Here is a 13,600-nt window from a genome sequence, read left to right on the forward strand (position 1 = left end):
TATATAGCTACTTATAGAAGAGGAGAGAAATACCTATTGCCGCACACCTTGTGCATGTTGAATAAATAAGCGTTTTATAGACATAAAGCGATTACAAAAACTTAATCCTAAACCCCGTAATGTAACAAGCGGTATAAAGGAATTACTAAATAATCGTTTGAAACCTTCCATCATCAAAATAATTTGCCATACCGCATTCTTGCGTTCACGTTGATAAGCACCTAAGGCCTTTTTAGAGCATAACTTATCTTGTACCCTATCCAAACACTCTATCCAGGAGCGTACGTCAGCCAGTCCAACATTTAAACCCAAACCAGCCAAAGGATGGATGGTATGTGCGGCGTCACCAAGAAGCAACCAACGGTCTCCTGCATACTGTTTGACATGGCGCATCTGTAAAGGGAATTGGTGACGTCTGCTTAGTACTTCAACCTGACCTAATTTTTTAGCAAACGCATGGGTTAATCTCTCATTAAACTCCTGTTCGGGAAGACTCATCAGTTTTTTTACCTGTTCTGGATCAGTGGACCAAACAATAGAACATTGATGTGCATCAGCAAGTGGCAAAAATGCCAAAGGTCCATCAGCACGAAATACTTGGTATGCGGTGCGTTGGTGGGGTTTCTCTACCGACACAGTGGCTACTAGAGCATGTTGTTCATAAGACCAGCTGTTCAATGGTACCTGCAGTTTTTGCCGAACGGGGGAATTAGCTCCATCTGCAATCATTAGCAATTGCCCTTCCCAAGTTTGCTCAGAGCTGCACACTTTTACTCCATCTGTCCCACTAAATACCTCCTCAACATGGCTATCAGGAAATAAATGAATCGAGGTTTGGTTGGAGATTTGCTGTAATAAAGCGTGTTTCAACACAGATTCTTCAATAATATTCCCTAGATTCGGTTTTCCTATATAGCGGGAGTCGAAATCAATATGAGCCTTACTTTCAGCATCCCAGACATACATGCAACTGTAGGGAGAACGGCGTGTCTTATCCAAGTGTTGCCAGACATTTAATTGTTGTAGCAATGTTTGTGATGCAAAATTAATTGCATAAACACGCGGATCGGGTTCTGAACAATCCACTTTTAATGAGCCTGCATCAATAACGGCTACGGAATTACCACGCTGAGCCATGGCTAGGGCAGCAGTTAAACCCACAATGCCACCGCCAATTACTAATACATTAAATTGCAGACTCATTTTTTTTCCTTCATAAACTATTTAGCGCTTGGGTAATGCGATTTCACACACCAAATCCGGAACCACTCCCCCGAACCCTTGTGCATATCGTGCTAAAAGATTCTTCAATACAGGAAGGTTATCCAGGGCAAGCAATCCTAATCCCCGTGCCACTCCAAATCCTGGGAAACGACTGGTAAATACCTGAATTAAACCATCTGTTAAACGAGTAATCGCTTTTTGATCATGAGCTCTTAATTGCATATAAGTTTGCAGCATTTCCGCACTAAGTCCTTGATCAACAATGCATTGCGCTAAAGTGGCCACATCCCTAAGCCCTAAATTAAACCCTTGTCCCGCTACGGGATGCAAAGTATGCGCTGCATTACCTACAAAAACTACAGGCCATTTGGCTTGTATAGGCATTAAAACTTGTTGTAAGGGATAAGAAAAGCGCTTACCCACTTTGGCAAAACGACCTAAGCGATAACCAAAAGCACGTTGTAATTCTTTTAAAAAAGCAACTTCTGATAAAGACAATAAGCGTTCTGCTTCCTTAGGAGGAACCGCCCAAACTAATGACATTCGATTTTCTTGCATGGGTAAAAGTGCCAATGGTCCATGTAGAGTAAAACGCTCATAAGCATGATAATTATGGGGCTTCAGTAAGCCCACGTTCGCTACAATTGCCTGTTGACCATAAAGTTTGGTCTTAGCAGGTAAGGAACAAAATCGGCGGGCTAAAGATTGCGCACCATCTGCCGCAACAATTAAACGTGCAACAACATTCATTTCTCCTGAATCAGTAAGAATTGTTGCCGCGTGTTTTTTATAATCCAAGGACTTAAGACTTGCTGGTGCAATAATCCGGTCGTGAGGTAATAATTGATGCAAGGCCTGATTGATATGCTGCATTTCCGCAACATAGCCTAACGGGGCACCAGGCTCTCCTTGCAGGCGAGATATCCCAAAATGGTGTTGCTCGGAAACATGAATCGTATTTATAGGAGTTGCATGATCCTCGAGAAGATCCCAAACGCCAAGCACGGTTAAAATGTGTCGACTCGCAGGAGATAAAGCCAACGATCGAGCATCAAAATCAGGATTTATTTTGTCACTAAACGGTTTAGCTTCTACCAACAAGGTATTATAGCCTAATCCTTGCAAAGCAAGCATTAAGGTAGCTCCCGTCAAACCTCCGCCAATGACCAGTATATCAATTTCTTTAATCACGCATTAACGCCTCAATATCATCTACCTCTACAGGCAATGCAGCAGTTAATACTTCATGACCTGTTTTCGTTACAATTACATCATCCTCGATACGCACTCCAATATCCCACCAACGTTTATCTACCCCTGGAGTCTGCGCACTAATATACAAACCTGGCTCAACAGTTAGAACCATTCCTGGCTCTAAAGGACGCCACTCGCCATTAATTTTATAAAGACCACAATCATGAACATCTAAACCCAACCAATGTCCTGAGTTATGCATGTAAAAAGGTTTATATGCTTCTTTAGCAACTAATTCATCCACATCGCCGTGCAAAATCCCCAACTCACAAAGACCTTCCGTTAAAATTCGTACCATTATTTGTTGTACCGAATTCCAGGGAAGTCCAGGTTTAATCGCTGCAATCCCTGCTTTTTGTGCTTTAAGCACCAGTTCATAAATACTTTTTTGTTCTGAGCTGAATTTGCCATTGATTGGAAAAGTTCTTGTGATATCCGCAGCATAATTTTCAAATTCACCCCCCGCATCAATTAGTACCAAACTGCCTCGGTGCAGGGATTTATTGTTGTCGGTGTAATGCAGAACACAGGCATTTGCACCACCCCCTACAATGGGATCATATGCGACACTTCGACACCCATGACGACTGAATTCATAAATCAGTTCTGCCTCCAACTGATACTCATGCTCCAAATGTTTGCAACGACGCATTGCATGTTCATGCGCTTTAACAGAAATAGTGGCTGCTCGGCGCATTAAATCCAGTTCTGCATCGCTTTTAAATAAACGCATTTCACCTAATATTGGCTCCAAATCACATAAATAATCCGGTACTTTCACTCCTCGTCGTACTTGGCCTTTAAGAGTCACCAAAGACTGCATGATGGTTTTTTCCATCTCTGGATTTCGCGCTAGAGCATAATAAACAGCTGATTTACCACTTAATAGTCTCGGTAACTCTTCCCCAACACGATCTATTGGAAAAGCAGTATGCATGCCTAATTCCGATAGAGCTCCCTCTTGTCCTAACCGTTTTCCCGTCCATTGCTCTTCAGCAGGATTGCGAGGACGGCTAAATAAAATACTCTGCGTATCTGCGCCATTAGTCAAAACCAACAATGCATCAGGCTCATTAAATCCAGTTAAATAATAAAAATTGCTATCCTGACGAAAACGATAATGTGCGTCCCCATTACGTACCACTTCCTGAGCCGCCGGAATAATAGCGATACTGCCTTCAGGTAAGTTCTTTGCGAGTTGCTTTCTTCTTGTTTGATATTCTTGTTGAGAAATCATATTAACATCCTTATTAATGGGTCATTCCAGTATGCCCGCCACGTTCTTTTTCATTCATTACTAAATCACTGTGTAACCGGAGCACTGCCATTCGTGCATATTCACTGACTTCCATTAATGCACGTTCATCTTCTTCGTCTACATCTAAGGTATCACAGTCAAGCTCGGCAAATTCAATAAGATGTTGAAATGCATCTTGTGCTTCATCTTCATGGAATTGGTTAGCAGTAATACCCGCCAAAGTTAGAGCCTGAGTAAACCCTTCGCACCATTCACTAAAAGCTTGCGCTCGGACTAACAAGGATTCTTCATCATCAGGGAGCAACATTTCAAATTCAAAATCCATCGTATTAATTTGTTGCTGGCTGATAGAAAAAACCGAAAACATAGCTAAAACTGCATTACGACTGGCATCATCTTTTTTATTGTTTAATAAAGCACGCAAGTAAGCTTCACCCTGACCGTCAGCACCCGCACAAAGATAGCCACACATCATTCCATGTAATAAACTGGAAGATATGTGCAACATCAAAACAGAAATCGTTGCAGAAAATTCATCATAATCCGGCAAATGCAAATGTGATCTTTCTTGGGACATATTCAACTCATTTATAAAAAATATCCAATGATAACCGATTTAACGGAAGCGTTCACCCTACTAATTGCTGCTTACGAGCAAAATTGTTACTATTCACCTAGGCTCTCTATGGAATTGCAAAGGTCTTATATCATGACGCAAATGAAATCGTGTACTGTTAAATTGTTAAATAAAACTTATGAAATTAAATGTCCTGAAGGCGAAGAACCCAATTTATTGCTCGCCGTGCAGAAATTAAATAATCAAATAGGGATTAATAAAAAGAAAGCGAAACAGCTGGATGAGTTCCAAATCCTATTACTTGCTGCTCTTGATATCAGTCATGAATTGATATTATGCAAAAATAAACAAGCACACCAACAGCATCAAGTAACCCAATTTATTAACTCGCTTGAAAATAAAATTAATAAAATGGTAGGCGGTGAAATGGTGGAACGCCTTTCAGAATTAGATTAGTTTTATTGTAAATTTTCGCCTCCTCGCCTTGGGCGGGGAGACAAATTTAGGCTTTTTTAATAAGAGAAAGCGAACCAATTCGATTAAAAGGATTTGAGATGAGACGCCAATGGTATGTAGGATTTGGGGTAGCTTTATTAATTACATTTGCTCTTTTTGCTATGTTCCATAGCATTAAATGGTTTATCGCTTTTCTTATTCCCATTATTGTCATTTGGATCTATGACCTGGTCCAAAAAGAACACACGATTCTGCGCAATTTTCCTGTATTAGGTCATGTTCGTTATTTCTTTGAGTTTCTTCGTCCAGAAATCCAACAGTATTTTATTGCCACGGATGAAAGTGAACTTCCATATAATCGTGAAACACGTTCACTTATTTATGAGCGTGCAAAAAATACACGTGATACAGTACCTTTTGGTACAGAACGCGATATTTTAAGCGTCGGATATACTTGGGCGCTTCACTCTTTAGCACCCAAACACCACTCGGAAGTTGAACCAAGAATAATGGTGGGAGGGCCAGATTGTCTTCAACCCTACAATGCCTCCCGATTTAATATCTCAAGCATGAGTTTTGGTGCGCTTTCGGGTAAGGCGATCATGGCCATGAACAAAGGGGCCTTGCTTGGGGGGTTTGCTCAAGCCACAGGTGAAGGAGGGTTAAGCACCTACCATTTACAAGGCGGCGATTTAATATTTCAATTTGGGACCGCTTACTTTGGTTGTCGGGACGCTCAAGGAAATTTTGATGAGAATGAATTTGCTGTCGAAGCCAATCGTAAAGAAGTAAAAATGATTGAAATTAAACTGTCTCAAGGAGCCAAGCCTTCCCATGGAGGTATTTTACCTGCTGCCAAATTAACTGAAGAGATAGCTAAAGTAAGAAAAGTCTCGATGGGAAAAGATGTTATCTCGCCCATGGCCCATTCTACATTTACCACTCCTGTTGGATTACTCCTTTTCGTAAAAAAATTGCGTGACCTCTCTCACGGCAAACCCATTGGTTTTAAATTATGTCTAGGACGTAGAGATGAGTTTCTTGCTATTTGTAAGGCCATGCTCAAAACCAATATCCTGCCTGATTTTATTACGGTAGATGGCGCTGAAGGAGGAACAGGTGCGGCACCAGTAGAATATGTTAATTTTATCGGTACCCCTTTAGAAGCAGGTTTGGTGTTTGTGCATAATGCATTAGTGGGGATTAATGTACGAGATAAAATACGCATCATCTGCAGCGGTAAAGTTGCCAATGGTTTTGATTTATTAACCAATATTGCAATGGGTGCCGATATGTGTAATGCCGCACGCGCTATGATGATGGCTGCCGGTTGTTTGCAAACCAAACAATGCAACGCCAATACGTGCCCCACAGGGGTTGCAACCCAGAACAAACGGTTACAATATGGTTTAGTGGTCGATCAGAAAAAATATTATGTTGCCAATTATCATAAAAACACCATGAAGAGCTTTTTGGAAATGGTGGGTTCTATCGGTTTAGACAATCCCAGCGATTTGAAACCCAGCCACATCATGAGACGAGTCAACGTACAAGAGGTTAAATCGTTTAATGAGATTTATGAGTATCTTACACCGGGGCAACTCCTAGGGCCCGACATCCCTGAAAGCTATAAAATCCATTGGGACAAGGCCGATCCCGACAAATTTTAATTAATAAACATAAAGTCCTAAGTACAGCCTCGGCAAAACCGGTTATGTATTTTAAATCCCGGTTTCGCTGTGCTGACCTTTCTTCTGGGTTATTTCCACTTAATATTGCATCCCAGACTTGGTTTTTGTTCCGAACTGACAGGTTTACCTGCAAGAATATTGTCCAGTGCATTTTGTAAATGAGCACCAGTTACAGGTTTATTATTCCCTGGCGTGGATTCATCCAAACAGCCGCGATATACACATAGCAAATCCTTGTCAAAAATATAAAAATCGGGTGTACATGCAGCGTGATAGGCTTTGGCTACCTCTTGCGATTCATCATATAAATAAGGGAAGGGGTACTTAAATTGGTGTGCTTCAATTTTCATTTTTTCGGGACCATCTGCAGGATATGCCTCTGCATCATTAGAACTGATCGCGATAAATTGCACTCCATCTCTTTGATATTTTTCTGCCAACTCCACTATTTTAGTCTGGATATGTTTGACATAGGGACAATGATTGCACAAAAACATAATCACTGTCGCGATAGGTGATTTAATTTGGGCAAGCGATACCCATTGATCGTTTCGTGTATCAATTAAAGTAAAATCAGGTGCCTTACTTCCTAATGGAAGCATATTTGATGCAGTTGCTGCCATAATTACCTCGTTTGAATTAATTCAATCCGAATTGGGATAATCTCGTTTGGCGAACATGTTAAATGAAAAGTTGTAGGCGATCAAATGGCGTAATACTTGAGGTTCATAGCTTACTATCTGCTCTAAATTACAGGTCGAGAATGCATTTCATTTTGGGGTTCTTCTTGTTTTTTGAGTTGGTTTTCCTCACGCAGTTGTTTTAATTCCGCTTTAAAATCCTTCATCTCCAATGGGGAAGATCTTTTTTTTCACAGGTATTAGTTACATTTCCACTTGTGAAGAGTAAATATTCAGCAGGATCCCAATCGCGCTATTATTGACTTTAATCCAGATGGCCATGATATAATCAACTTAACCCGATAGCGAGAGATTTTAGAACCAATGCTAACAGCATGGGAAGCATCCTGAAGTCGGCGTTGTGCAAGCCCACCCTGGAGTGGGAAGCCTGAACCGCCTCATCCGCTACCCACTTGAACCCCAGGGTTCATAATCCATGTCTGTCGGGCTATCCCTTCATTAATTGCTCTTTTAATAAAAGATATTCGTCTCTGACTTTGGCTGCCGCCTCAAACTCCATATTTTTTGCATGCATATACATTTGTTTTTCCAAAGTATTGATGTGTTTCACGAGCTCTTGGGTTGACCAATGTAAATAGTCTGGGCTTGGTTCTGCAATGGTAACGTTGCGTTTTCCTTGATATGCGCCTTCCATAATATCGGTAATGGACTTATTAATTCCTTTGGGAATAATTCCATGTTCTTCATTAAATGCTTTTTGCTTTTCCCGTCTGCGGCTGGTTTCTTCCAAAGCCCTTTGCATGGATCCAGTCATCTTATCCGCATAAAGAATAGCTCGCCCATGCATGTTACGTGCTGCGCGCCCTATAGTTTGGATCAAAGAGCGATCAGAACGTAAAAAGCCCTCTTTATCTGCATCAAGAATAGCAACTAGAGCGACTTCGGGCATATCCAAACCTTCGCGTAATAAATTAATCCCCACCAACACATCAAAAACGCCAAGCCGCAAATCACGAATAATTTCCACGCGTTCAACCGTATCGATATCCGAATGCAAATAACGCACTTTAATACCATGTTCATTCAGGTAATCGGTTAAATCTTCAGCCATTCTTTTGGTTAAAGTGGTTACTAAAACTCGTGCATTTTGTTGAATCACTAGCCGAATTTCCGACATTAAATCATCAACCTGGGTACGTACTGGCCGAATCTCAACTTCCGGATCGATAAGCCCTGTAGGCCTCACCACCTGCTCAGCAACATTATCTGAATGCTCTTGTTCATAAGGGCCAGGAGTTGCAGAGATGTAGATAGTTTGTGGGGAGCGTCCTTCAAATTCTTCGAATCGTAATGGTCGATTATCCAGTGCTGAGGGAAGTCTAAAACCATACTGGACCAAGGTTTCCTTACGGGAACGATCACCTCGATACATACCCCCAATTTGTGGAATAGTGACATGGGATTCATCGATAATCAGTAGGGCCTCTTGAGGCAAGTAGTCAAACAAGGTTGGCGGGGGTTCACCCGCTTCACGTCCAGATAAATAACGAGAATAGTTTTCAATACCAGAGCAATAACCCAATTCCAACATCATTTCGATATCAAAATAAGTACGTTGTTCCAAACGCTGAGCTTCCACTAATTTGTTTTGTGCTTTAAATTCTGCTAAGCGCTCCTGCAACTCTTCCTTAACCCAATCTACTGTTTGTAAAATACGCTCCCGAGGAGTCACGTAATGGGTTTTAGGAAAAACGGTAATTCGAGGTAGTCGTCGCAAAATTTCGCCAGTAAGCGGATCAAACTGGGAAATATGTTCCACTTCATCATCAAATAGCTCAATACGTACGGCTTCGCGCTCTGAATCAGCTGGGAAAACATCAATAATGTCCCCATGTACTCGAAATTGTCCCCGCTCTAGTGACAAGCTACTGCGTGTGTATTGCATTTCAGCAAGTCGTCTTAAAATTTTACGCTGATCGGATTGTTCTCCGCGGGAAAGATGTAATACCATACGCAAATAGGAGTCAGGATCGCCCAAACCATAAATTGCGGAAACTGTTGCGACGATAATCGCATCTTTACGTTCAATTAAGGCTTTGGTTGCAGACAAACGCATCTGTTCTATGTGCTCATTGATGGATGAATCTTTTTCAATGAAGGTATCCGAAGCAGGCACATAAGCTTCCGGCTGATAATAATCATAGTAGGAAACAAAATATTCTACCGCATTATCGGGGAAATAGGTTTTAAATTCGCCATACAGCTGAGCAGCAAGCGTTTTGTTTGGAGCCATAATTAAGGCAGGCCGGCGCATGGCTTGGATAACATGTGCTATAGTAAAAGTCTTGCCTGAGCCAGTAACCCCTAAAAGGGTTTGTTTGGATAACCCTGATTTCAAGCCGTCAATTAATGAGGCAATGGCTGTCGGCTGGTCGCCAGCAGGCTTATAATCGGCATATAGTTTAAATAAATCTTTCATATCTTTATAGTATATCTCACAGGAGCAACAAATGGATATCGCATTAGCAAAACGCGTGCAAAAAGTTAAGCCTTCACCTACTTTGGCCGTAGCAGCAAAGGCTACCCAAATGCGTGCTCAAGGGCATGATGTTATTAATCTGGGTACCGGTGAACCAGATTTTGACACACCCAATTATATTAAAGAAGCTGCTATTGCTGCCATTAATCAAGGGTACACCAAATACACAGCGGTTGATGGCATTCCTGAACTCAAAGAAGCCATTAAAAATAAATTCAAAAACGATAATAATCTTGATTACCAGCTCAATCAAATTTTGGTTTCAGTGGGTGGAAAACAAAGCTGTTACAACTTATGCCAAGCGCTACTTAATCCTGGAGATGAAGTCATTATTCCTGCTCCATACTGGGTTTCTTACCCTGATATGGTGTTACTCGCTGAAGCAACTCCGGTAATTATTTCCACGACTCCTGCGCAACGTTATAAAATTAATGCCCAGCAACTTGAAGCAGCGATTACCCCCAAAACAAGAATGATCTTTTTAAATAGCCCCTCCAATCCATCGGGGGTCGCCTACACGCTGGATGAATTAAAAGCTTTAGCTGAAGTCCTGAAAAAGCATCCACAAATTATTATTGCTACGGATGATATGTATGAGCACATTCTTTGGAGCCAACCTTTTGCCAATATTCTCAATGCATGTCCTGAGTTATATGATCAGACCATTGTATTAAATGGCGTCTCTAAAGCTTATGCGATGACCGGTTGGCGCATCGGTTATGCAGCAGGTCCTCTTCCATTAATGAATGCGATGAAAACCATCCAATCCCAATCTACTTCAAATCCTTGCTCTATCGCCCAAAGAGCAGCTGTAGCAGCCCTAACGGGTGGCAATGAAAGTGTATTAGAAATGGTAAAAGCCTTTCATCAACGACATGATTTTGTAGCCTCTCGGTTGCAGGAAATCCCAGGAATAGAAGTTATCCCAGCGGACGGTACTTTTTATATTTTCCCCAGTGTGCAAGCCATTATAGAAAAACGTGGATATGCCAATGACCTTGAATTTTCTGAAAAATTGTTAACCGAAGCGGGTGTGGCTTTAGTCCCGGGCTCTGCATTTGGCAATGAAGGCTGTATTCGCTTATCCTTTGCAACCAGCATGAGCATATTAGAAGATGCCTTAAACCGCCTACAACGTTTTTGTAGTTAAACCCATCACCCTTCTCCCGCAGGGGAGAAGGTGCCCCAAGGCAAATGTGGGATATAAATAACTCTTTTAAATAGAGCAAGGAAAGAAAAACTCCCTATATAAAACAAATTTTAAAAAATTATTAGTAAATCTACTTGACCCCCAATCAGAATCGTTTTAAGATTCCGACCCTATTCCCCGGTAGCTCAGTCGGTAGAGCGGATGACTGTTAATCATTAGGTCACAAGTTCGAGTCTTGTCCGGGGAGCCACTTAGGTCGATGTGGCATATTCAAGAAGACATCAAACGGTTTCCTCGTTGTAAACATTAACTTTCCTGCGTTCATTTCCAAGTTCGGAAATAATATTGTGATAATTCGTCGTTTTTCCTCAAGTTCCGAACTTTTGAACAAATCATGAGCTTTAGATGCTAATGCAAATATAGTGGATAGAGATTTATTAAACCCATCGTCCGCTTCGGTTAATCTTTGCAGCCTAACTTCTACATTATGCCTTTCAGCTTGTAGGCCTGTGATCATCTCATCGTATTCTTCTTTCGAGACTTGAGCATCCCAAAACAGCTCTCTAGCCCTTTTTATTCGAGTCTGAATGGTTTGATACTGTGTTTGTAATTTATTGCTTTCTTGAATCTGATGCTCATACTCAGCAGCGGAGCTTTTCTTAAGCTCGGTATTTAGTTCAGCTAAAATATGGTCTGGTATTTTCATCCCTTTTAAAACGTCCTCTATTTGAATCAATATTTTTTCTTCACTCAAATGATGGCAGTAAGAGCAATCACCTTTGCTTTTCGTGGGACGCATGTAAACATATTTTTCCTTCTTTAGTTCAGGGCTATAACCACATCCGCAGTGATGGCATTTTAATAATCCTTTTAACACGAAGGGTTTTTGTGTTCGTTTAGACTTACTTTTTCTTTTGCCATGCTTGACCAATTGGCATTCATCGTATAGCTCTTTAGAAATTAACGCTGGATGTACATGTTTGTACAATATGTCATTGTATTTCATATACCCAGAGTAAAACGGGTTTTGTAGAATCTGCTCAACCTGACTTTTGCCTATTTGGCATCCTTTTTTACTCCTCAGTCCTTCCTCGGTTATTTTCAAACGTATTTCGTTCATTGAATACATGCCTGTGGCATAATCCTCAAACATTTTTTTAACAAGGCTTCCACGCAACGGATCAATATAAACGTTTACTTTTTCTTTTTTCTTATCCATCCGTTTGCTATTGAGGTAACCAAGAGGTGAATCGCCAAGGATCGTCCCATCAGCCAGCTTTTTTCTGGCACTGCGCTTCACATTGTCTGAAATTTTATTTCGGTAATCATTGGCAAGCAGCACATCAAGATTTTTTCTAAATTTATCGGAACTATCCATATCCTTATGTTCAATAAATTCACTTTTCGCATAATGAATCTCGATCCGACCTTGTTTAATTAACCGTTGCAACTCGATGTATTGTTCGTCAAAATCTCGCTGCAACCGATCAACACCATAACAAAGTACAATAATCTTATCTTTTTGACCTTTAACAAAATTGACCATTTTTGAAAATTCTGGCCTTCCAGTCGCGGTGGAGCTTTCAACAATCTTGAATTGCTCTATGACCTTAAAATTCTTTTTTATGGCATATTCATAACAGCATTGAATTTGTGCATCCAATGAATGACCATCTTCTTGATCTTTTGATGATACTCTGGCGAATATTACTGCTTTCATAACTCATTACCTCTTTAAAATTGCTACTACTCCAGCTCAAATGCCTTTAAAATACCCGCTCTGTCATGCTCAGGGCTGGTACCATAACATGAAATAATGACACCCTGGTCTTTCTCATGCCCTAAATTTTGAGCTAAATTGGAAATCAACAAGGGCGCGCGATCACTTCGCATCATTTTTCGCGTGATTGTATGTCTAAATGAATGAGGCTTATGATATGGGAGCCCGTTATTATTAAATGTCTGTTTGAAAATAGCTCTAATGGAGGATTGGGATTTGATAGAGTCTCTTTCCAAAATCAGGCATTGCAGACCCTCCTTGGTAAAACTAGGTGTTATTTTAGGAAAAAGAGGGCATGTTTTTGTAAAACCTTGGAGTTTAAGAAACTCAACAAAATCTAGCACATTATTGTATAAATCCTGTATGTTTCCGATAAAGTATGCCGTGATGTGTTTTGCAAATTTCGTGTTGACCAAATTTGGATTTTGTACAAAAGCCCATGCATCGAAATCCCTAAAATATTTAATAGAACCTATGCGCGCCGTTTGTAAGGCGCTGATTCTTGGTGTAGTAAGAAGGGTGAGACTGATAATAGCTTTATTCCTCATTTCAATGGGGGTGCCAGAAGGCATTTGACGTATAGTCGAGATAATCTCTTCTATTGTATAACTCTCCTGATAGTTTGTAGCTCTCGCTCTATTACGGTTATTTCGAGAAAGAGTGAAATATTGTACATCATCGTATTGGATATATCGGTCATAACCCTTCTGCCTGCTTAACCATTCGAAAAACTCTCTTAGCTGAGATGTATAGTGCTGCAAATAAGATTTGGAAATATTTTGACCAGTTCGTTTGTTTTTCTTATCAGGCAAGTATTCTTTGAAGCCCACTGCTAACTTGGTATTAAATTTTTTGAAATCCAGAAAATTAGAATAAACCTCAAACTCATGAATGGCTTTAACATAACTATCCACTGTTTTTGGATCACGTCCTTTGGCGTTTTCAAGCATTCCAAAAAACTTGGTTTTTATTAACTCGTTTTGTGAGTTGTATTTGATCTTTTTCATATGCCCTCGACTAATGATAATTG

At 40.6% G+C, this 13,600-nt stretch carries 11 protein-coding genes, 1 tRNA gene and 1 other RNA gene; 5 read left to right on the forward strand and 8 right to left on the reverse strand.

Features of this window, described 5'->3' with window-relative positions; genetic code table 11:
• Positions 1-33 precede the first annotated feature (33 nt).
• The 4 genes from ACWTE2_RS24220 to ACWTE2_RS24235 are packed head-to-tail and all read right to left on the reverse strand — an operon-like array spanning position 34 to position 4,313.
• Complete coding sequence (locus tag ACWTE2_RS24220) at positions 34-1,203, reverse strand: UbiH/UbiF/VisC/COQ6 family ubiquinone biosynthesis hydroxylase (protein WP_454784763.1); 1,170 nt, start codon at positions 1,201-1,203, stop codon at positions 34-36.
• A gap of 21 nt (positions 1,204-1,224) precedes the next feature.
• Positions 1,225-2,358, reverse strand: a complete 1,134-nt coding sequence (locus tag ACWTE2_RS24225; protein ID WP_454785021.1) for an FAD-dependent monooxygenase — start codon at positions 2,356-2,358, stop codon at positions 1,225-1,227.
• A 49-nt stretch (positions 2,359-2,407) separates the two neighbouring features.
• The gene (gene pepP, locus ACWTE2_RS24230) at positions 2,408-3,715 is read right to left on the reverse strand and encodes a Xaa-Pro aminopeptidase (protein WP_454784764.1); all 1,308 of its coding nucleotides are present in this window, start codon (positions 3,713-3,715) and stop codon (positions 2,408-2,410) included.
• 13 nt (positions 3,716-3,728) lie between these two features.
• Complete coding sequence (locus ACWTE2_RS24235) at positions 3,729-4,313, reverse strand: UPF0149 family protein (RefSeq protein ID WP_454784765.1); 585 nt, start codon at positions 4,311-4,313, stop codon at positions 3,729-3,731.
• Positions 4,314-4,445: 132 nt separating this feature from the next.
• On the opposite strand from ACWTE2_RS24235, the gene ACWTE2_RS24240 reads away from it, so the two are divergent.
• Positions 4,446-4,769: a cell division protein ZapA gene (locus tag ACWTE2_RS24240; RefSeq protein ID WP_182392048.1), complete on the forward strand. Its 324-nt coding sequence runs from the start codon at positions 4,446-4,448 to the stop codon at positions 4,767-4,769.
• A gap of 98 nt (positions 4,770-4,867) precedes the next feature.
• Entirely contained in the window at positions 4,868-6,439 is a 1,572-nt protein-coding gene (locus ACWTE2_RS24245) for an FMN-binding glutamate synthase family protein (RefSeq protein WP_454784766.1), read from the forward strand.
• An 89-nt stretch (positions 6,440-6,528) separates the two neighbouring features.
• Here ACWTE2_RS24245 and ACWTE2_RS24250 read toward each other — a convergent pair whose 3' ends face one another.
• Entirely contained in the window at positions 6,529-7,083 is a 555-nt protein-coding gene (locus ACWTE2_RS24250; protein ID WP_454784767.1) for a thioredoxin family protein, read from the reverse strand.
• A gap of 350 nt (positions 7,084-7,433) precedes the next feature.
• Here ACWTE2_RS24250 and ssrS point away from each other — a divergent pair.
• Positions 7,434-7,594: non-coding RNA, 6S RNA (gene ssrS / locus ACWTE2_RS24255), on the forward strand.
• Here ssrS and uvrB read toward each other — a convergent pair.
• Positions 7,589-9,580, reverse strand: a complete 1,992-nt coding sequence (uvrB, locus tag ACWTE2_RS24260; RefSeq protein WP_454784768.1) for an excinuclease ABC subunit UvrB — start codon at positions 9,578-9,580, stop codon at positions 7,589-7,591. The genes ssrS and uvrB overlap by 6 nt on opposite strands.
• Positions 9,581-9,611: 31 nt before the next feature.
• Between uvrB and ACWTE2_RS24265 the strand changes: the two genes are divergently transcribed.
• Together ACWTE2_RS24265 and ACWTE2_RS24270 are read left to right on the forward strand one after the other, a co-directional pair.
• The gene (locus ACWTE2_RS24265) at positions 9,612-10,790 is read left to right on the forward strand and encodes a pyridoxal phosphate-dependent aminotransferase (protein ID WP_454784769.1); all 1,179 of its coding nucleotides are present in this window, start codon (positions 9,612-9,614) and stop codon (positions 10,788-10,790) included.
• A 174-nt stretch (positions 10,791-10,964) separates the two neighbouring features.
• Positions 10,965-11,040: transfer RNA gene (locus tag ACWTE2_RS24270), tRNA-Asn, on the forward strand.
• Here the strand turns inward: ACWTE2_RS24270 and ACWTE2_RS24275 are convergent.
• Both ACWTE2_RS24275 and ACWTE2_RS24280 read right to left on the reverse strand, forming a co-directional pair.
• Positions 11,011-12,510: a recombinase family protein gene (locus tag ACWTE2_RS24275; protein WP_454784770.1), complete on the reverse strand. Its 1,500-nt coding sequence runs from the start codon at positions 12,508-12,510 to the stop codon at positions 11,011-11,013. The genes ACWTE2_RS24270 and ACWTE2_RS24275 overlap by 30 nt on opposite strands.
• A 26-nt stretch (positions 12,511-12,536) precedes the next feature.
• Positions 12,537-13,577 carry a tyrosine-type recombinase/integrase gene (locus tag ACWTE2_RS24280; protein ID WP_454784771.1) on the reverse strand — a complete coding sequence of 347 codons (1,041 nt, stop codon included), beginning with the start codon at positions 13,575-13,577 and terminating at the stop codon, positions 12,537-12,539.
• Between the last annotated feature and the right edge of the window lie 23 nt (positions 13,578-13,600).

It is taken from the genome of Legionella nigrisilvae (assembly GCF_977063395.2).